We start from the raw sequence: 20,129 nt of genomic DNA, 5'->3' as shown, positions 1-20,129 counted from the left end.
TGAAAAAAGCATAATTCCCAACAGGCCCCAAAAAGCTTCGAGAGAACGCCGCCTTTTGAAAAAGGCGGCGCCCGAACACTGCCTTAAAACTGTTCGACCCGGCCCACGCCCTCGATCGACTTGATCATCTGCGCGATACGCGGCGTCACGCGGTAGCGTTCGCCAAGTGTCACCTCCACATCGCGCGTTTCCGCGACCGAAGGCAGCAGGATGATGCGCCCGCGCCCCCCGCTATGTCCCTGCAGGATGTCGCGGATCGGTGCGATGGCGTCCGCACGGTCAAACCAGATCCGCAGTTCCGCGGCGGCATCGGCGGCGGCCTGTTCAAGCTCCATCACATCGGACGCGGTAATGCGCAACGCCTCCCCATCAAGGCGCAGGTCCGCCGTCACGACAACCGCGTTCCCCGCGCTGAGGATTTCGCGCGAGCGTGACAGGACTTCGGAAAAGAACGTGACCTCGCACCCGCCGCTGGCGTCCGACAGGCGCACCCACGCCATCTTGTTGCCGGTGCGCGTGGGCCGTTCCTTGCGGTCAACCACGCATCCCGCAATCTTCACCCGCGTAATGCCCGCCGCAGCAGCAGCCTCCAGCCCGGTGGATTTCACAACACCCAGACGCCGCATCAGCGGGCCATAGGAATCCAGCGGGTGCGCCGTCAGGTGGAACCCGATGGCGTCGGCCTCCATGTTCAGGCGATCGAATTCGGGCCAGTCCGGAACCGATGGCAGGCGCAGCGTCTCCCGCGTGGGCGCGCCGCCCCCACCGCCGCCAAACAGGCCGATCTGCCCGCTGGCCGCTTCCTGCGCATGGGACTGTGCGCGGCGCAGCACCGTCTCGGCCGAGGCACAGGCCTGCGCCCGGTTGGGCAGGATCGTGTCGAACGCCCCCGCGCGCGCCAGGTTTTCCAACTGCATCTTGTTGACATTGCGAGGGTCGATGCGCGCGGCAATGTCCGCCATGTCGGCAAACGGACGATCCCCCCGCACGGCGACAAGCGCCTGCATCGCGCTCAGCCCGACCTTCTTGACCGCCGCAAGGGCGTAGCGGATGCCATATTCCCCGTCCGGCAGCTTTTCCACCGTGAAATCCGCGCCAGAGGCATTGATGTCGGGCGGCAGGACCTTGATGCCCAGGCGCTCCGCCTCCTGCCGCAGGGCGGCAAGCTTTTCGGTCTTTTCCCGCGCCAGCGACATGCACGCGGCAAGGAAGGCCACCGGATGGTTCGCCTTCATCCACGCCGTCTGGTACGACACCAGCGCATAGGCCGCCGCATGGGATTTGTTAAAGCCATAGTCGGCAAATTTGGCCATCAGGTCAAAGACCTCGACCGCCTTGTCATGGTCGATGCCGCGCTTGGTCGCCCCTTCGGTGAAGATCACGCGCTGCTTGTCCATTTCCGCACGGATCTTCTTGCCCATCGCGCGCCGCAGCAGGTCCGCGCCGCCAAGGCTGTAGCCCGCCATCTTCTGCGCGATCTGCATCACCTGTTCCTGATAGACCATGATGCCATAGGTCTCGGACAGGATATCGCGGATTTCCTCGTGCGGGGGTTCCCACGGCTCGCCATGCTTGCGCCGGCAGTAATCGGGGATGTTGGCCATTGGACCCGGTCGGTACAACGCCACCGCCGCAATCAGGTCCTCCAGCCGCGTCGGGCGCATCTGCTTGAGCACGTCGCGCATGCCCGCGCCTTCGAACTGGAACACGCCGCCGGTATCGCCACGCGCCAGCATGTCATAGGTCAGCTTGTCATCAAGCGGCAGTGCCGCGAGGTCCACGCTTACGCCAAGCGGCTCAAGGAACTGCACCGCGCGCTGCAGGATCGTCAGTGTCGTCAGGCCAAGGAAGTCGAACTTGACCAGGCCCGCCTGTTCCACGAACTTCATGTTGTACTGCGTCACCAGCATGTCGCTCTTGGGGTCGCGATACAGCGGCACGAGTTCGACGAGTTCGCGGTCCCCGATCACGACACCGGCGGCATGGGTGCTGGCGTGGCGGAACAGGCCCTCAAGCTGCAGGGCGATTTCCATCAGGCGGCGCAGGGTCTCGTCGCTGTCGCGCATTTCCTGAAGGCGCGGCTCCCCATCGATCGCCTGTTTCAGCGTGACCGGCTTGGCCGGGTTGTTGGGGATCAGTTCGGCGACCTTGTTGACCATGCCGAACGACAGGCCCAGCACGCGCCCGACGTCGCGCACCGCCGCGCGGGCCTGCAACTTTCCGAACGTGATGATCTGCGCCACACGGTCGGGGCCATATTCCTGCCGGACGTAGCGGATGACCTCGTCACGCCGGTCCTGGCAGAAATCGATATCGAAGTCAGGCATCGACACGCGTTCGGGGTTGAGGAAACGTTCGAACAGCAGGTTGAACGGGATCGGGTCGATATCGGTAATCGTCAGCGCCCATGCGGCCAGCGACCCCGCACCCGAACCACGCCCCGGCCCGACCGGGATGTCATGCGCCTTCGCCCACTGGATGAAGTCGGCAACGATCATGAAATAGCCGGGGAAGCCCATGCGGGCGATGATGTCGAGTTCAAAGGCCAGCCGTTCTTCATAAATCCGGCGTGTCTCATCATCGACATTCATGCGCGCAAGCCGACGTTCCAGCCCGTCGCGCGCCATGCCACGCAGGGTCTCCTCCTCCGTCGCACCCGGCGCCACCTTGGGGCAGACCGGCAGCAGCGGCTTGCGCGTCTCCACCTTGACGGCGCACAGGCGCGCGATCTCCAGCGTGTTGTCGCAGGCCTCCGGCAGGTCCGCGAACAGTTCACGCATCATGTGCGGCGGCTTGAACCAGTGTTCGGGCGTCACGCGCCAGCGGTCCTGCTCGGCCATGGTGCGCCCCTGCGCGATGCACAGCAGGGCGTCATGCGCCTCGTACATGTCGGGACGGGGGAAGAAGCACTCGTTCGTCGCCACCAGCGCGATGCCCATGCGATCGGCCAGCGCGATCATCCCCGGTTCCACCGCACGTTCGGCGGCAAGGCCGTGGCGATGCAGTTCCACCGCCATATACCGCCCGAAGGCCGCGTGCAGCCGCGCCAGCAGGCGGGCGGCGTCGGCCTCCAGCCCTTCGGCCAGCATGCGGAACAGCGGCCCGCGCGTGCCGCCGGTCATCAGGAACAGCCCGTCGGCGCGTTCGCACAGAAGGTCGAGCGGCACCGTCGGTTCATCGGTTTCATGCTGCAGGAACCCGGCCGAGGACAGGTACTGCAGGTTCATCAGGCCGGTTTCGTTGCGCGCCAGCAGGACCATCGGTTCCGCCGGGCTGCCCGGCTTGTCGGAGCGCGCGGGCAGCGCGATCTGGCAGCCGATGATCGGCTGGATCCCCTTCTTGGAGCAGTATTGCGAGAATTCCAGCGCGCCGAACATGTTGCCCGTATCGGTGATCGCGACACCGGGCATGCGCATTTCATGCGCAAGGCTGACGATTTCGGGAACGCGGATCGCCCCCTGGCTCAGCGAATAGGCGGAGTGGACACGCAGGTGGATGAAATCGGCATGGGACATGGCCGCATCCTATCGCAGCGCGCAGGTACGCGGCAACGCTCTATCCACCCGCTCAGGCGTCGGTGGGCACGACCTCCAGCAGGCGCCCGTCACGCAGGGTCACGATACGGTCCATGCGCACCGCAAGGTCCATGTTGTGCGTGGCGATCAGGGCCGCGACCCCATGGTCACGCACCATCGCGATCAGCGCATCGAACACCGTGTCCGAGGTCTGCACATCAAGGTTGCCCGTCGGTTCATCCGCCAGCAGGATGCGCGGGCGGTTCGCCAGCGCGCGCGCAATGGCCACGCGCTGCTTCTCCCCCCCCGACAGCTTGCCCGGCAGGTGGTCCAGCCGGTGCGACAGCCCGAACGCGCCCAGCAGTTCATCGGCGCGCGCGCGTGCATGGCGGCGCGACACACCCGCGATCATCTGCGGCAGGATGACGTTCTCCCGCGCCGTGAATTCCGCCAGCAGGTGATGGAACTGATAGACGAATCCAATGCGGTCGCGCCGGATTTCCGTGCGCTGCGCATCATTGAGCCGCCCGGCATCGACCCCGTCGATCACCACGCGGCCCGCATCGGGATGTTCCAGAAGCCCGGCAAGGTGCAGGAGCGTGGATTTGCCCGTGCCCGAGGGGGCGACAAGGGCAACGATCTCGCCGGGATGCAGCACGAGGTCCGCGCCATCAAGCACGCGCAGCGTCTCCTCCCCGCTGCGGTAGGAACGGCTGACCTGCTCAAGCTGCAGCGGCGGCGTGGTGTGGTCATTCATGGCGCAGGGCCTCCACCGGGTCGGTGCGCGCCGCGCGCCATGACGGATACAGCGTCGCCAGCAGCGACAGCACCAGCGCCATCGCGATCACCTCGAACACCTGCGACCAGACCAGCTTCGCCGGCAGGTGTTCAAGATAGTATACCTCCGCATTGAACAGGTCCGTGCCGGTGATCTTCTGCAACCCCTGGCGGATGCGTTCGATGTTGAGGCAGAAGACAATCCCCAGCACCGTGCCCGCGATGGTGCCCGTCACCCCCACCGACGCCCCGCACATCAGGAAGATGCGCATGATCGCCCCGCGCGTCGCGCCAATGGTGCGCAGCACGGCGATGTCGGCGGTCTTGTCCTTGACCATCATGATGAGCGAGGAGATCACGTTGAACGCCGCGACAAGGATGATCAGCGTCAGGATCAGGAACATGACATTCTGTTCCACCTGCACCGCGCCGAAGAAGGCATTGTTGCTCTGTGTCCAGTCCATGACGCGCACCGGCGTGCCGCCAAGCGCCTGCTCGATGCTGGTGCGGATCGGGCCGACATTTTCCGCGTCACGGGTCATGACCTGGATCTGCGTCACCTGGTGCGGCATCTGGAAATAGACCTGCGCCGCATGCAGCGGCAGGAAGACATAGCTGGCGTTATAGTCATTCACGCCCGCATCGAAAATCGCGATCACGCGATAGGCGCGGACCCGTGGCATGGTGCCAAACGCCGTCGCCGCCCCGTTGGGCGACACCAGTGTCAGGCGCGCCCCCACGGTCAGGCCCGCGCGTTCCGCCAGCGTCGTGCCGACGACAATGGTGTCGTCCGACCCGAACTCATCCAGCGATCCCGCCACGAGAGAATTGCTGATTTCCTTCAGCCCCCGCAGGTCGTCCTGCGTCATCCCGCGCACAAGGCCGCCCGCGTTGTAGCCCCCGGAATTGAGGAGCACCTGCGCCTCGATCAGGGGATTGGCGGCCTCGACCCCGGCCACCTTGCGGATCCGCCCCGCCAGCGTGTCATAGTCGGTGATCGTGCGCGACACGCCATAGACGCTGAGATCACCGTTCAGCCCCAGTATCCGCCCCAGCAGGTCGGCCTTGAAACCGTTCATGACCGACATGACGATAATCAGCGTCGCAACACCCAGCGCGATGCCCACAAGCGAGAAGATCGCGATGACGGAGACGAACCGCTCCCCCCGCCGGGCATGCAGGTAACGCCCGGCGACGGCACGTTCAAAGGGGCCGAACATGCGGATCAGGCACCCACGCCGATATGCGCCAGCACCGCGTCAACCGGCAGTTCGCTGCGCTCGCCACTTGCGCGGTTCTTCACTTCCACGACCCCGGCCTTCGCACCGCGCGGGCCGACGATCACCTGCCACGGATGACCCATCAGGTCGGCATCCGCGAACTTCACGCCCGCACGCTCCGCACGGTCGTCATACAGCAGGTGTTCGGGGGCTGCGGCATAGAGGCGTTCGCAGATTTCGTCACACTGCGCATCCCCGTTCTTGAGGTTGATGATGACGGCAGCAAAGGGTGCGACCGTCTGCGGCCAGATGATGCCCTGCTCGTCATGGCTGGCCTCGATGATGGCTGCGACAAGGCGCGAGACGCCGATGCCATACGACCCCATTTCGGGGAACAGGGGCGCGCCATCGGGACCGCTGACGGAAATATCCATCGATTCCGTGTATTTACGGCCAAAGTGGAAGATGTGCCCCACCTCGATCCCGCGTCCTTCGCGACGGCGTTCGGGGGGTACCTTCGCCCACTGTGCCTCGTCATGCTTTTCGTCCGTCGCGGCATAGAACGAGGTCATGCGCGCGAAGAATTTCGCCAGTGACTCACGGCTGGAGATATCCACCGCTTCGGAGAGCCAGTCCTGCTCCTCGAACGCGCCGTCGAAGAACACGCCGCTTTCGCCCGTCGGCGCAAGGACAAGGAATTCGTGGCTGAGTTCACCGCCGATCGGCCCGGTGTCGGCCACCATCGGGATCGCCTTCACACCAAGGCGCTGGAACGTGCGCAAATAGGCCAGCATCATGCGGCGATAGGAATCCACCGCCGCGTCATAATCCACGTCGAAGCTGTAGGCGTCCTTCATATAGAACTCGCGCCCGCGCATCACGCCGAAACGGGGGCGCACCTCGTCACGGAATTTCCACTGCACATGGTACAGCACCTGCGGCAGTTCGCGATAGGACTTGACCACCTGCCCGAACAGGTCGGTCACCATTTCCTCGTTCGTCGGTCCGTACAGCAGGTCGCGTTCGTGGCGGTCACGGATACGCAGCATTTCCGGGCCATAGGCGTCATAGCGGCCCGAACGCTTCCACAGTTCGGAGGACTGCAGCGTGGGCATCAGCATTTCCTGCGCCCCGATGGCGTCCTGTTCGGCGCGCACGATGTTGGCGATGTTGCGCAGGACCTTCAGCCCCGCTGGCAGCCACGCATAGATCCCGGCGGAAGTCTGGCGGATCAGGCCAGCCCGCAGCATGAGGCGGTGCGAGGTGATCTGCGCCTCTGCGGGGTTTTCCTTGAGTGTGGGAAGAAAGCTGCGGGACAGACGCATGTGCGTATCAACCTTATATTCAGAACCGATCCAGACGGCGCGAACCGTAACCCAATAAGACCGGGCGTGGAATGGGGCATATGCACGCCCCATGGCGGCAGGTTGCACCACCACACCCAAGCGTGATCGGAAACGCTGCTCCCGGCCGTTCAACATCCGCGTGAGGCAGGTGACACGCCCCGCCGCCCATGTCTACATTACCGCCACGATCCGAGTGTCGAAAACGCCGCCGGGTTTAGGGAAAAACGTCCTATAAAAAAGAAATGGCAGGAGACGGTGCGCTGTCTCCTGCCATTTCAAATTCACCGCCACGCAAGGCGCGGCGGGATGCAAGGGGATCAGACCCGCAGCAGGTGCACATCCACCAGCGGGCGCTTCTGCAGCTTGCGCCCCAGCGCGCGACGCAGCGCCGTCTTGGCCGCATCGCGGAACGTGACGTCATTTTCACGCAGTTCATCAGGGATTTCATCCAGCGCATTGCCGAATTCTTCCGTCACGCGCGCGGTCTCGGGGTCTTCGGCATCCAGCAGGCCCGGTGCGCTGACCTTCGGGTCACCGATCAGGTAGCCTTCCTCGTCCACCGCGAAACTGCCCAGCACAACGCCGTTGAACAGCATGCGCCGGCGCGCCGACAGCACGCCGCCATTCATCTGCAGCAGGCGCCCGCCATCAAGGACAAGCCGCCCCGTCGGCGCGGTATCGACCACGTCGAAGGAGGCATCCTTCATGTTCAGGATGTCGCCGTCTTCCAGCAGGACCGGCGTGATGTCGAGTTCCTGCGCGATCGCGGCGTTGGCCGTCAGGTGACGCCATTCGCCATGCACGGGGACAAGGTATTTCGGCTTCACCATTTCATACAGGCGGCGCACGTCGCCCCCTGTCGCATGGCCCGACACGTGCACCAGATGGTCACGGTCGGTAATCACGTTGATCCCGCGCCGCGTCAGGTTGTCCTGCACCTGGATGACCGCCTGCTCGTTTCCCGGAATCATGCGGCTGCTGTAGATGACGTTATCCCCCTCGCCCAGCGAGATGTTGGGATGCGTGTCCACCGCGATGCGCGACAGGGCGGAACGCGGTTCCCCCTGGCTGCCGGTCACGATCAGCAGGAGCTGGTTGTCGGGGACGGAGTTGGCCTCCTGCTCCGACAGGAACGGGGGAATGTCCGAAAGGTAGCCGCACTCACGCGCCGCGACCTCAAGGTTGCGCAGGGAACGGCCCACGACGGCGACGACACGGTTGGCGGCGATCGCGGCCTTTGCAATCGTTTCCACGCGCGCGACGTTACTGGCGAAACAGGTCACCGCGACCCGCCCCTCCAGCGTCGCGACCAGCTTCGTCATCTCCCGGCGGACATCGGCTTCGGACGCGGACGGGCCTTCGGTGCGGACGTTGGTGCTGTCGCACACCATCGCCAGCACGCCCTCGCGGCCCAGTTCCTCGAACGCGGCGATGTCGGTCGGCGGCCCCACCAGCGGGTGGGGGTCGAATTTCCAGTCGCCGGTATGGATCACGATCCCCTGCGGCGTGCGCAGGACAAGGGCCTGCGCCTCCGGCACGGAATGGGTGACGGGGATGAAGCGCAGGTCGAATTCGCCAACGGTGAACGCGCCGCCGGTCGGGATCGTGTGGATGGGCACCTGCTGGAGCAGTTGCGCCTCCCCCAGCTTGCGCCGCAGCACGGCGGCGGCAAACGGCGTGGCATAGACCGGGCAGCCCAGTTGCGGCCACAGGTGGGCCACGGCGCCCAGATGGTCCTCATGCGCGTGGGTGATGACCAGACCGACCAGATCCTTGCGGCGTTCGGCGATGAAAACCGGATCAGGCAGCAGGATCTCGGCCTCCGGCGTGTCATTGCCGCTGAAGCCGATGCCACAGTCCACCGCCAGCCAGCCATCGCCCTGGCGGTAGAGGTTGAGGTTCATCCCGATTTCGCCTGTTCCCCCCAGCGGGAGAAATTCCAGTGCGGTCATGTCATTCATATGATACCCTTCTGTACACTGTTCATATTTCCATTTTCAGACAGGCAGGGGCGCACCCCCCACCAGAATTCCGTTCCAACGTGTCCCGTATCCCCGGGACAAAAACCTTCTGTCCGGCGCCTTTTCGCGCCACGATCATCCACCCCTGCGAAGCCGCGCCCGCATCCCCGTCATGGCCACCTGTGGCGGCGCAGCAGCAGGACCGGGGGCTCGACACAGGTCGGCATGACCTGAACTCTACCCATCTATATGGGTATAAGGGATTAACATGTAATCCCCCATGCTCAAACGCATTATGAATTCCGGCCGTTCCCATGCCGCCTTCACCATTATGCCTTCCCCCGGCATCAACGATGATCAACGGCCCGTCATGCCGTGCCCAGCAGGACCTCGCCGGTGGAAATGGCCCGCACCCCGTCGGGCGTGCGCAGCAGCAGCAGTCCATCGCCGCCAATCCCCTCGAACGTCCCGCACACCGTCCCCGTGGCGGCGACGACACGCACCGGCGTGCCGACGGGATGGGCGCGATGCAGCCATGCCGTGCGGATGGCGTCGAACCCGTCCTGCGCATATCGCGCCATCCAGACATCGAGCATCGTCAGCACGGCGGACGCCACCTTTCCCACCTCCGGCGCGGGGCCGACATCCGCCATGCAGGCAAGGTCGCGTCCCTCGATCACCGGGGCCGCGCACAGGTTGGCCCCCATGCCCAGTGACAGCCACCGCCCGTCGCCCTCGCCCCCGGCCTCGATCAGGATGCCTGCGACCTTGCGCCCGTCGAGCAGCAGGTCATTGGGCCATTTCAGGCTGAGCGCATGTCCCTGCCCCACCCATGGGGCCAGCGCATCGTAAAAAGCCAGTCCGGCGATGAACGGCCACAGCCCGACCGGGGTTGCGTCCCGGCCCGGACGCAGCAGGACCGACATCGACAGGTTCCCACCCGGATCGACCCATCCGCGCCCACGGCTTCCCCGTCCACGCGTCTGTCTCAGCGCAAGGATGGCCAGTCCCTCCGCCGCGCCTTCACGCGCACGCTCCAGGCACAGGTCGGATGTAGAGCCCAGTTCCCCATGAATTTCAAGATGCCACGGACCCGCATGGATCCGTGGCACCTCCACAACCGTCACATCAGAAATCGAACGCATTACCTCAGCAACGCCTGCGCCGCCGCCTGGGCTGCGGTCGAAACCGGCCCCAGGGCCACGATGAACAGGCAGGTCACGAGACCCATGCCCACGGAGATGAACGACAGGGAAACGGGAGGACGGTCGAAGGCTTCCGCCGCCGTATCAAAGAACATGACCTTGACAATCCGGACATAATAATAGGCACCGATGATGCTGCTGATGACGCCGATGGCCGCCAGCGCATAGAGGTGCGCGTTGATGGCCGCATAGAAAACCATCAATTTGCCGAAAAATCCAGCCAGCGGCGGCGCGCCCGCCATGCTGAACATGAAGATGGCCATCGCGGCCGCCATGCCCGGCGCGGTCCTGCCCAGTCCGGCGAGGTCGGAAATGCGCGTCATGGCGAAGCCCTTGCGCCGCATCGCGACAATCCCCGCGAACGCACCGACATTCATGAACAGGTAGGTCACAAGGTAGACCAGCGTCCCGCGCGTGCCCTCCGGCGTGGCGGCGGCCATGCCCATCATGGCGTATCCCATATGCCCGATGGAGGAATAGGCCATCAGACGCTTGATGTCCGTCTGTGCGATCGCGGCGATGGAACCGAACAGCATGGAAGCCACCGACACCAGTTCGATCAGCAGCCGCCACTGCTCCGTCATGTGGCCGAACGGCCCGATCATCACCCGCAGCAGCACGGCAAAGGCCGCAATCTTCGGCGCACCCGCCATATACGCCGTCACCGACGACGGCGACCCCTGGTACACATCAGGCGTCCACATGTGGAACGGCACCGCCGACAGCTTGAACGACAGGCCGACCAGCATGAAGACGATGCCGATCATCAGCCCCGTCGGCAGCGCGGCCGTCCCCGCCACCGCCGTCTGCAGCCCGCCATATTCCAGCGTGCCCGCAAACCCATAGACGAGTGCGATGCCATACAGCAGCAGCCCCGACGCCAGCGAGCCAAGGACGAAGTATTTCAGTCCCGCCTCCGCCGCGCGCACCTGGTCGCGGGCAAAGGCGCACAGGATGTAGATCGCAAGCGACGACAGTTCCAGCCCGACAAACAGCGTCATCAGGTTGCCCGACGAGGCCATCATCATCGTGCCCAGCGTGGAAAACAGGATCAGCACCGGGAATTCGAACTTCGCGACCTCCATTTCCCGGGCATAGCCCACGGTCATCATCGTCGCGAGGAACGCGCCACACAGCGACAGGACCTTCATGAAGCGCGCGAAGTCGTCATTGACGAAAATATGGTTGTACCCAACCCCGTCAGGTGTGAAGAACACCAGCAGGCCGGTGATGAAAAATGCCGCCATCGCCAGCATGGAGCAGGAGAAAAACGGATTTTCGCGTTTCTGCACCACGCCGAACACCAGGATGGCGAGGCCCGATATCGCCAGCACGATTTCAGGCAGAGCAAGTGTCCAGTTCATAGGTTCACCCTCGTCATCATGGCTTCAGTGGGTCAGCAGCATGGTGGACAGCAGCACCACCAGCCCGATCAGCATCGTAAAGGCATAGACCGCGATCGAACCGGTCTGGATCTTCACCGCCTGCCCTGCCGACGCCACGGTCATGCGGGCCAGCCCTTCGGGGATGCCCTCGACTACGCCTTCATCGACATCCTTCCACAACACGCGTGCCAGCGCCCTGTACGGACGGATGAAGATCAGGTCATACAGTTCGTCGAAATACCATTTGTTCAGCAGGAACAGGTAAAGCGGACGCAGCGCACGCGCCATCGCCGCCGGGATTTCAGGCCGCAGCATGTAGCAGACATAGGCGACAAGAATGCCCCCCACGGCGGCGATGCTGGGCACGAGGGAGATGAACGCCGGGGCGTGTTCCATCATGTCCATGATGTCATTGCCCGGCGCGTTCGCGATCGCCCCGTTCCAGAACGCCACCTGCCCCCTGCCGATATAAAGCGGCGCCAGCAGGATGCCGGCAAGGACCGCGCCAAAGCCCAGCAGGATGACCGGACCGGTCATGGAGAGCGGGCTTTCATGCGCGCCTTCATGCAGGTGCGCATCGCGCGGCTTGCCATGGAAGACGAGGAAGATCAGCCGCCAGCTATACAGTGCGGTCAGGAACGCGGTGATGCAGCCCATGATCCAGCCATAGGTGCCCATCGTCGCGGGCGACATCCATGCTGCATCGAGGATCGCATCCTTCGACCAGTACCCCGCAAAGGGGAAGATCCCCGCCAGCGCAAGGCTGCCGAGCCACATGCACACGTACGTCACCGGGATCTTGCGCCACAGGCCACCCATGCGGAACATGTCCTGCTCGTCATGGACGGCATGGATCACGCAGCCCGCGCCAAGGAACAGCAGCGCCTTGAAAAACGCATGCGTCGTCAGGTGGAACATCGCCGCCTGGTACGCGCCCACCCCAACGGCCACGAACATGTAGCCAAGCTGCGAACAGGTGGAATAGGCGATCGTGCGCTTGATGTCAGGCTGCACCAGCCCCACGGTCGCGGCAAAGAAACAGGTCGTCGCACCGATCAGGATGATGAAGTCACGCGTGAACGGGGCGAATTCCACCACGGGCGACATCCGTGCCATCAGGAACACGCCCGCCGTAACCATCGTCGCCGCATGGATCAGGGCGGACACCGGGGTCGGCCCCTCCATCGCGTCCGGCAGCCATGTATGCAGGAATAGCTGCGCCGACTTGCCCATCGCGCCGATGAACAGCAGCATGCAGATCACCTCGATGGCGCGGTGTGCGCCAAACAGGTGATACACATCATTCATGTGCGCAGGCACCATCGCAAAGATGTCGTCATAGGTCACGGTGCCGAATTCGACATACAGCAGCGCAATGCCGACCAGAAAGAACAGGTCCGCCACGCGGTTGACGACAAAGGCCTTGATCGCGGCGGCGGCGGCGGACGGGCGCGTGTACCAGTATCCGATCAGCAGGTAACTGGCGAGGCCGACGCCTTCCCACCCGAAGAATAGCTGGATCAGGTCGTTCGACGTCACCAGCATCAGCATCGCGAACGTAAACAGCGACAGGTAGGAAAAGAAGCGGAAGCGCGGCATGCTCTCATGCGCCATGTATCCCGTGCTGTAGACATGCACGAGCGTGGAGACCACGCACACCATGGCGACGATGGAGACCGACAGCGCATCCATGCGCAATCCCCACGCAACATGGAAATTGCCCGCCTGGATCCAGTCGGCCACGGGGACAAGGGCGGTCACCATGCCGCCCTGCCCCTCGATCAGCAGCGCGCCGATGGCGGCGACACTGGCGATGAGCATCAGGATGATCGTCAGCGCCTGCGACAGGGCATCGCCGATGATGCGCCCCCCCATCCCGGCGGTCAGGAACCCGACCAGCGGCGCGAAGACCGCGATTTCAAAAAGGCAGGATGCCGTTTGCATGACCCGATCACCCTTTCATCATCGTAATGCGATCGACCTCGATCGAGCCGCGATTACGGAAATAGACAGTGACGATGGCAAGGCCGATCGCGGATTCCGCCGCCGCGATGGTCAGCACGAACAGCGTGAACACCTGCCCCGACAGGTCGCCAAGCGCTGCTGAAAACGCCACGAAATTGATATTGGCCGACAGCAGGATCAGTTCGATCGACATCAGGATGATGATGACGTTCTTGCGGTTCAGGAAGATACCGAACACGCCAAGGACCAGCAGGATCGCGCTGATGACAAGGTATGGCGTGACGCCAATGGTGGCGATTGCACTATTCATTGTCCCGACTTTCGTTTTTCGTGACATCCGCGACCACGACAAGCGCGGTGCCTTCCGCAAGCTCCCGCTCCTCCTCGCGATAGGCCTGCGTGCCATAGGTGCCCGGCACGGCGGCAATGTCATAGGACCTGCGCGGGCGCAGGAAACCGCCCATCGCGCCGACGCTGCGGCCCAGCGGCAGGGACAGCATTTCCATGGAATCCGCGGGCTGGCGTTCATGCTGGCGTTCGATGTCCTGCCGCCGTCCGGTGGGCCGGTCACGCAGGGTCAGCACGATCGCCCCGATCATCGCCACCAGCAGCACGAGCGCACAGGCCTGGAACAGGAAGATGTAGTGCGTATAAAGCACATCCCCGATCGCCGCCGTGTTCGAACGCGTGGGCGTTGACGGCACCAGGTGCGCGACATCGCCGATATTCGACGCCACGCGCCAGTGCATGAACGCCAGCACCAGTTCCGCCAGCAGCACCCCGCCCAGCGCCGCGCCGAACGGGGCATAACGCTGCAACCCCTCACGCGCCTGCGCCACACGGATGTCGAGCATCATGACGACGAACAGGAACAGCACGGCGACCGCGCCGACATAGACGATAACCAGGATCATCGCGAGGAATTCGGCCCCCGCGATCAGGAACAGCCCCGCCGCGTTGAAAAACGCCAGTATCAGGAACAGGACCGAATGCACGGGATTACGGGCGCTGACCACCATCGAGGCAGAAAGAACCAGGACCGCCGCAAATATGTAAAAGACGATTTGGGTCATCATGGGTGACCTTCCTGCCGCATGGATATTTCCTCCTGCTGCCCGCATGTCCACCTGCCACCGCGCGGGTGGCGGGGGGACATGCGATCCGCCACGTCAACGATACGGCGCATCCAGCTCCAGCCGGCGCGCAAGAACGCTTTCCCAGCGGTCGCCATTGGCGAGCAGCTTGTCCTTGTTGTACATCAGTTCTTCGCGCGTCTCTGTCGCGAATTCGTAGTTGGGGCCTTCAACGATCGCATCCACGGGACAGGCTTCCTCGCACAGCCCGCAATAGATGCACTTCGTCATGTCGATGTCGTACCGGGTGGTACGACGCGATCCGTCGTCACGCGGCTCGGCCTCGATGGTGATGGCCTCTGCCGGGCATGTCGCCTCGCACAGCTTGCACGCGATGCAGCGTTCCTCCCCGTTGGGATAACGGCGCAGCGCATGCTCGCCCCGGAAACGCGGCGACAGCGGCCCCTTTTCATAGGGGTAGTTGATCGTCGCCTTGGGCTTGAAAAACGCCCTGAGTGTCACGCTCATGCCCGAAACCAGTTCGCTCAGCAGGAACGAGCGGGCAGTACGGCTGAGATTTCCCATCAGCTTGCTCCTCCGGGCAGCAGGCCCGTCACCATCAGAAAACCGGCCGTCAGCACCATCCACGCCAGCGAGAACGGCAGGAACACCTTCCACCCCAGCCGCATCAACTGGTCATAGCGGTAGCGCGGGAATGTCGCGCGGACCCAGATGAAGACAAACAGGCAGAACAGGATCTTCGCGATCAGCCACAGCGGCCCCGGGATCCATGTCAGCGGCGCGATCGCCAGCGGCGGCAGCCAGCCGCCAAGGAACAGGATGCTGATCATGCCCGACATCAGGAACATGTTGGCATATTCACCAAGGAAGAAGAGGCCGAACGCCAGCGCGGAATATTCGACGAAGAACCCGGCGACCAGTTCGCTCTCCCCTTCGGGAAGGTCGAACGGCGCGCGGTTGGTTTCCGCCAGCGCCGAGATGAAGAAGACGATGAACATCGGGAACATCGGCAGGCAGAACCAGACGTGGCGCTGCGCCAGCACGATGTCATTGAGGTTCAGGCTGCCAACCGCAAGCAATACGGAGACAATGACAAGCCCGATCGAGACTTCATACGACACCATCTGCGCCGCCGAACGCAGGCCGCCAAGGAACGCGTATTTGGAATTGGACGCCCAGCCCGCGATCAGGATGCCGTAAACCCCGAGCGAGGAGATCGCCAGCAGGTAGAGCACGCCGACATTGATGTCCGCCACCGCAAGCCCGTTGCCGGTCGGGATGACCGCCCATGCCACCATCGCAAGGGAAAACGTCAGAAACGGCGCGAACAGGAACAGCATCCGGTTGGCACCCGCCGGGATGACCGTCTCCTTCGTCAGCATCTTGATGGCGTCTGCGAATGCCTGCAGCACGCCGAACGGACCGTTGACGTTCGGCCCCTTGCGCAACTGCATCGCGGCCATGACCTTGCGCTCCGCAAGGGTCAGGTACGCAACCCCCAGCAGGAGCGGCACAAGCACGGCCAGCGTTTCAAGGACAACCAGCAGGACCTGCCCCACAAGCGTATGCAAAAAGAAATGCGTCACCTCACCTTACTCCGCTGCCTGGGCCGGGGGATGGACATAGGTCCGCGAACAGGTCTCCATCGTCGGGCTGGCGCGACAGATGGGACTGGTCTGGTAATAATCCGCGATGACCGGGACGAAGGGCGTCGTGGCGATGGCCACCTTGCCGCCATCGGGGCTGACGCCCTGCGGCGGGGCAAAGCGGGGATGGCCCTGCCGTGCGAAGACCGGGTTGACCTGCGCCAGGCGCGCGCGCAGCGCCTCAAGCGTGTCATAGGGGAGCGTGTGGCCCACCACTTCGGAAAATGCCCGCAATATGCGCCAGTCCTCGCGCGCGTCGCCCGGCGGCATGACCGAACGGAACGCCTGCTGCACGCGGCCTTCGGTATTGACGTAGGTGCCCGGCTTTTCCGCATACAGCGCGCCGGGCAGGATCACATCCGCCCGTGCGGCGCCCGCGTCGCCATGGTGCCCCTGATAGATGACGAACGTGTCGTTGCCGATGCGATCGACCGGGAATTCATCCGCCCCCAGCAGCCACAGGATTTCCACCCCGTCATCGAGCATGCCCGCGACATCACGACCGCCCTTGCCCGGGACAAAGCCCATGTCCAGACCGGCGACACGACTTGCGGCAGTGTGCAGCACGTTGAAGCCGTGCCACTGCGCATCCAGCGCCCCCACCTGTCCCGCCAGATCCCACGCGCCCTTGAGGATCGCGCGCGCATCGGGCCGTGTCAGCGCGCCGTGGCCGACAATGATCATCGGCTTCTCGGCTTTTTTCAGCACATCGAGGAACGCGGAACGCCCCGCCGCAAGGTCCGCCAGCGCATCCGGCCCGTCGCCCAGCACTTCCACCGCATAGGTCGGGTCAGCCTGCGGCGCGCCGATCATCGCGATCGGGAATTTGCCCCGCCCGGCACTGACGAACCGCTTGCGGATGCGCGCGTTGAGCACCGGTGCCTCCTGCCGGGGGATCGCGCCGATGATCAGCAGCGCATCGGCTTCCTCGATCCCGGCAATGCCGGTATTGAACGTGTAGAAGTCACGGTGCGACAGATCGTAATCCGCCCCGTCCTGCCGGCAGTCGATGCTGGTCGAACCCAGTGCTTCCATCAGGTCCTTCAGCGCCAGCATGCTTTCGGCATCGCACAGGTCGCCCGCGATCGCACCGATCCGTTCGCCCGCAACACCCTTGAGACGCTTCGCCAGCGCCACGAACACATCCTGCCACGAGGCGGGCTGCAGCTTGCCATGCACGCGCACCCACGGCCGGTCAAGGCGGCGGTGGCGGAAGCCGTCCACCACAAAGCGCCCCTTGTCCGCCAGCCATTCCTCGTTCACCTCGTCATTGGTGCGCGGGACGATGCGCAGCACGCTGGCGCCACGGGCCTGCATGACGATGTTGGTGCCGACCGCGTCGCACACGTCGATGGAATCCGTGCGCTTGAGTTCCCACGGACGGGCGGTAAAGGCATACGGCTTGGATGTCAGCGCGCCCACCGGGCAGATGTCGATCAGGTTACCCGACAGTTCGGATGTCAGGGCCTTTTCAACGTAATTGGTGATTTCCATGTTCTCGCCGCGCGAGACGGCGCCGAGTTCGGGCACGCCCGCCACCTCGGTCGCGAAACGGATGCAGCGCGTACACTGGATGCAGCGCGTCATGACCGTCTTGACCAGCGGGCCAAGATACTTGTCCGTCACCGCGCGTTTGTTCTCGAGATAGCGTGAATGGTCCGCGCCATAGCCAAAGGCCTGGTCCTGCAGGTCGCATTCCCCGCCCTGATCGCAGATCGGGCAGTCGAGCGGATGGTTGATGAGCAGGAATTCCATGACCGCGCGGCGCGCCTTGCGCACGACCTCCGTGTCGGTCAGGATCTGCATCCCCTCGCCCACCGGGAACCCGCATGACGCGACGGGCTTGGGCGCGCGCACCACCTGCACCAGGCACATGCGGCAGTTGCCCGCCACCGACAGGCGTTCGTGGAAGCAGAAGCGCGGGATTTCCTTGCCCGCCGCCTCGCACGCCTGCAGCGCGCTGGACCCTGCGGGCACTTCGACGGGGATGCCGTCAACGGTTACTTTCACCATGTCCCTTACTCCGCCGCTGTCGGCAGGTCGGCGGGAACCTGCACCAGACGGCCGCCGCCATGCGCGGCCTTGTAGGCATGGATGCGTTCCTCCATCACCGGGCGGAACCGCCGGATCAGCCCCTGGATGGGCCACGCCGCCGCATCGCCAAGCGCGCAGATCGTATGGCCCTCGACCTGGCGCGTTACCTGTTCGAGCATGTCGATCTCCTCGATCTCCGCACGGCCTTCGACCATGCGCTGCATGACACGCATCATCCATCCCGTGCCCTCGCGGCACGGCGTGCACTGGCCGCAGCTTTCATGCTTGAAGAACTGTGAAAAACGCGCGATGGCGCGGATGATGTCGGTGGATTTGTCCATCACGATCATGCACGCCGTGCCAAGGCCCGACCCTTCGGCGCGCAGGCTGTCGTAATCCATCAGCACCGTGTCGCAGACCTCACGCGGCAGCATCGGCACCGAACAGCCACCGGGAATGACCGCAAGCAGGTTGTCCCAGCCGCCACGCACACCGCCGCCATGCTTTTCGATGATGTCCTTGAGCGGCACGCCGAGCTCTTCCTCAAACACGCAGGGCGTATTCACATGGCCGGAAATGGCCATCAGCTTCGTGCCCGCGTTGTTGGGACGGCCCAGCCCGGAAAACCACGCGGCCCCGCGACGCATGATGGTGGAGGTGACGGCGATGCTCTCCACATTATTGACCGTGGTGGGACAGCCATACAGGCCCATCGCCGCGGGGAACGGCGGTTTCATGCGCGGCTGGCCCTTCTTGCCCTCAAGGCTTTCGAGCAGCGCCGTCTCCTCCCCGCAGATATACGCACCTGCGCCGCGATGGATGTAGAAATCGAAATCCCATCCCGACCCGGCAGCGTTTGGACCGATCAGTCCAGCCTCGTACGCCTCGTCAATGGCGTGCTGGAGGTGCCGCGCTTCGTTGAAGAACTCGCCACGGATATAGATGTAGGATTTGTGCGCCCCCATTGCGAAGGATGCGATCAGCGCGCTTTCGATCAGCTTGTGCGGGTCGTGACGCAGGATCTCGCGGTCCTTGCAGGTGCCGGGTTCGGATTCATCGCCGTTGATCACCAGGTAATGCGGGCGCCCGTCCGATGTCTTGGGCATGAACGACCATTTCACGCCCGTGGGGAACCCCGCCCCGCCACGGCCACGCAGTCCTGATGCCTTCATTTCCGCAATGATGGCATCACGCCCGCGCGCCAGAATGGCGGCCGTGTCGTTCCAGTCGCCGCGCTGCCGCGCACCCGCCAGACGCCAGTCGTTCTGACCGTACAGATTGGTAAAAATCCGGTCCTTGTCCTCAAGCATGTCCCGTCTTTCCTACCCGTTATCCTGCGTGCCGGTGCCCTGCCCCGCAGTATCCAGCAGCGTCTTGCGCCCCCCCACGGGGGCAGAATCCATGCGATCTATGGTCGGGCCGGGCTTCGGCCGCTCGCCACGGCGCAGGGCGGCGATCAGTTCGGTCGTGCGCGGGCCGTCCATGTCCTCGTAATAATCATCATCAACCTGCAGGATCGGGGCGTTCGCGCAGGCGCCAAGGCACTCCACCTCGGTCATCGTGAACATGCCGTCCGCGCTGGTTTCGCCAAAGGCCCCGATCCCGGTCGCGGCCTTGCACGCCGCCGTCACGTCATCCGACCCGCGCAGCCAGCACGACGTCGTCGTGCAGACCTGCAGGTGGTATTTCCCGATCGGCTTCGTATTGAACATCAGGTAGAAGGTCGCGACCTCGTAAACGCGGATCGGCGCCATCTCCAGCCGTTCGGCCACCGCATCCATCGCAACACGGGGAACCCAGGCGCTGCCGGTCTGGCGGCCCATCTGTTTCTGCACCACATACAGCAGCGGTATGACGCCGCTTGCCTTGCGTTCGGGGGGATACTTGGCAAGTATCTGCGCGATCTGCCGTTCGCTTTCCGCGTCGAAAGCGAATTCGGCAGGCTCCGCGTCGTGGGGTGTGTTGGATTGCGCGGACATAT

At 64.0% G+C, this 20,129-nt stretch carries 15 protein-coding genes; all 15 read right to left on the bottom strand.

Annotation, left to right across the window (positions count from 1 at the left end):
• Positions 1–83: 83 nt before the first annotated feature.
• Positions 84–3,515, bottom strand: a complete 3,432-nt coding sequence (gene dnaE, locus HNH97_RS02835) for a DNA polymerase III subunit alpha (RefSeq protein WP_171789793.1) — start codon at positions 3,513–3,515, stop codon at positions 84–86.
• 52 nt (positions 3,516–3,567) lie between these two features.
• Entirely contained in the window at positions 3,568–4,272 is a 705-nt protein-coding gene (locus tag HNH97_RS02830) for an ABC transporter ATP-binding protein (protein ID WP_110912990.1), read from the bottom strand.
• A complete protein-coding gene (locus HNH97_RS02825; RefSeq protein WP_171789792.1) occupies positions 4,265–5,512 on the bottom strand; it encodes a lipoprotein-releasing ABC transporter permease subunit in 1,248 nt (415 codons plus the stop codon). Before HNH97_RS02825 ends, HNH97_RS02830 begins: the two co-directional genes overlap by 8 nt.
• Before the next feature lie 5 nt (positions 5,513–5,517).
• Complete coding sequence (proS, locus tag HNH97_RS02820; RefSeq protein WP_110912992.1) at positions 5,518–6,837, bottom strand: proline--tRNA ligase; 1,320 nt, start codon at positions 6,835–6,837, stop codon at positions 5,518–5,520.
• A gap of 338 nt (positions 6,838–7,175) precedes the next feature.
• Positions 7,176–8,819 (bottom strand): ribonuclease J, encoded by a 1,644-nt coding sequence (locus tag HNH97_RS02815; protein WP_171789791.1) that lies wholly within the window; start codon positions 8,817–8,819, stop codon positions 7,176–7,178.
• Between the two features lie 368 nt (positions 8,820–9,187).
• Entirely contained in the window at positions 9,188–9,964 is a 777-nt protein-coding gene (locus HNH97_RS02810) for a biotin--[acetyl-CoA-carboxylase] ligase (protein WP_171789790.1), read from the bottom strand.
• Positions 9,964–11,388: an NADH-quinone oxidoreductase subunit NuoN gene (gene nuoN / locus HNH97_RS02805; protein ID WP_171789789.1), complete on the bottom strand. Its 1,425-nt coding sequence runs from the start codon at positions 11,386–11,388 to the stop codon at positions 9,964–9,966. The genes HNH97_RS02810 and nuoN overlap by 1 nt, the downstream gene beginning before the upstream one ends.
• A 24-nt stretch (positions 11,389–11,412) precedes the next feature.
• Positions 11,413–13,353, bottom strand: a complete 1,941-nt coding sequence (gene nuoL, locus HNH97_RS02800) for an NADH-quinone oxidoreductase subunit L (protein WP_171789788.1) — start codon at positions 13,351–13,353, stop codon at positions 11,413–11,415.
• Between the two features lie 7 nt (positions 13,354–13,360).
• On the bottom strand, positions 13,361–13,684 hold the full coding sequence (nuoK, locus tag HNH97_RS02795) for an NADH-quinone oxidoreductase subunit NuoK (RefSeq protein WP_110094251.1): 324 nt from the start codon (positions 13,682–13,684) through the stop codon (positions 13,361–13,363).
• Entirely contained in the window at positions 13,677–14,450 is a 774-nt protein-coding gene (locus HNH97_RS02790) for an NADH-quinone oxidoreductase subunit J (RefSeq protein WP_171789787.1), read from the bottom strand. The genes nuoK and HNH97_RS02790 overlap by 8 nt, the downstream gene beginning before the upstream one ends.
• Before the next feature lie 93 nt (positions 14,451–14,543).
• Positions 14,544–15,032 carry an NADH-quinone oxidoreductase subunit NuoI gene (nuoI, locus tag HNH97_RS02785; RefSeq protein ID WP_110912998.1) on the bottom strand — a complete coding sequence of 163 codons (489 nt, stop codon included), beginning with the start codon at positions 15,030–15,032 and terminating at the stop codon, positions 14,544–14,546.
• Positions 15,032–16,054: an NADH-quinone oxidoreductase subunit NuoH gene (nuoH, locus tag HNH97_RS02780; protein ID WP_110094248.1), complete on the bottom strand. Its 1,023-nt coding sequence runs from the start codon at positions 16,052–16,054 to the stop codon at positions 15,032–15,034. Before nuoH ends, nuoI begins: the two co-directional genes overlap by 1 nt.
• Positions 16,055–16,060: 6 nt before the next feature.
• Entirely contained in the window at positions 16,061–18,127 is a 2,067-nt protein-coding gene (nuoG, locus tag HNH97_RS02775; RefSeq protein WP_171789786.1) for an NADH-quinone oxidoreductase subunit NuoG, read from the bottom strand.
• A 5-nt stretch (positions 18,128–18,132) separates the two neighbouring features.
• Positions 18,133–19,458, bottom strand: a complete 1,326-nt coding sequence (gene nuoF, locus HNH97_RS02770; protein WP_171789785.1) for an NADH-quinone oxidoreductase subunit NuoF — start codon at positions 19,456–19,458, stop codon at positions 18,133–18,135.
• 12 nt (positions 19,459–19,470) lie between these two features.
• A complete protein-coding gene (locus HNH97_RS02765; RefSeq protein ID WP_110094245.1) occupies positions 19,471–20,127 on the bottom strand; it encodes a complex I 24 kDa subunit family protein in 657 nt (218 codons plus the stop codon).
• Between the last annotated feature and the right edge of the window lie 2 nt (positions 20,128–20,129).

The organism is Gluconacetobacter entanii (assembly GCF_013155425.1).
GTDB classification, from domain to species: domain Bacteria; phylum Pseudomonadota; class Alphaproteobacteria; order Acetobacterales; family Acetobacteraceae; genus Novacetimonas; species Novacetimonas entanii.
This window is presented reverse-complemented; position numbering and strand designations above follow the sequence as displayed.

Bases quoted from the DNA above. Each gene is read 5' to 3' on its own strand.
- dnaE (WP_171789793.1), bottom strand. From the start codon at position 3,515: ATGTCCCATGCCGATTTCATCCACCTGCGTGTCCACTCCGCCTATTCG.
- HNH97_RS02830 (WP_110912990.1), bottom strand. From the start codon at position 4,272: ATGAATGACCACACCACGCCGCCGCTGCAGCTTGAGCAGGTCAGCCGT.
- HNH97_RS02825 (WP_171789792.1), bottom strand. From the start codon at position 5,512: ATGTTCGGCCCCTTTGAACGTGCCGTCGCCGGGCGTTACCTGCATGCC.
- proS (WP_110912992.1), bottom strand. From the start codon at position 6,837: ATGCGTCTGTCCCGCAGCTTTCTTCCCACACTCAAGGAAAACCCCGCA.
- HNH97_RS02815 (WP_171789791.1), bottom strand. From the start codon at position 8,819: ATGAATGACATGACCGCACTGGAATTTCTCCCGCTGGGGGGAACAGGC.
- HNH97_RS02810 (WP_171789790.1), bottom strand. From the start codon at position 9,964: ATGCGTTCGATTTCTGATGTGACGGTTGTGGAGGTGCCACGGATCCAT.
- nuoN (WP_171789789.1), bottom strand. From the start codon at position 11,388: ATGAACTGGACACTTGCTCTGCCTGAAATCGTGCTGGCGATATCGGGC.
- nuoL (WP_171789788.1), bottom strand. From the start codon at position 13,353: ATGCAAACGGCATCCTGCCTTTTTGAAATCGCGGTCTTCGCGCCGCTG.
- nuoK (WP_110094251.1), bottom strand. From the start codon at position 13,684: ATGAATAGTGCAATCGCCACCATTGGCGTCACGCCATACCTTGTCATC.
- HNH97_RS02790 (WP_171789787.1), bottom strand. From the start codon at position 14,450: ATGATGACCCAAATCGTCTTTTACATATTTGCGGCGGTCCTGGTTCTT.
- nuoI (WP_110912998.1), bottom strand. From the start codon at position 15,032: ATGGGAAATCTCAGCCGTACTGCCCGCTCGTTCCTGCTGAGCGAACTG.
- nuoG (WP_171789786.1), bottom strand. From the start codon at position 18,127: ATGGTGAAAGTAACCGTTGACGGCATCCCCGTCGAAGTGCCCGCAGGG.
- nuoF (WP_171789785.1), bottom strand. From the start codon at position 19,458: ATGCTTGAGGACAAGGACCGGATTTTTACCAATCTGTACGGTCAGAAC.
- HNH97_RS02765 (WP_110094245.1), bottom strand. From the start codon at position 20,127: ATGTCCGCGCAATCCAACACACCCCACGACGCGGAGCCTGCCGAATTC.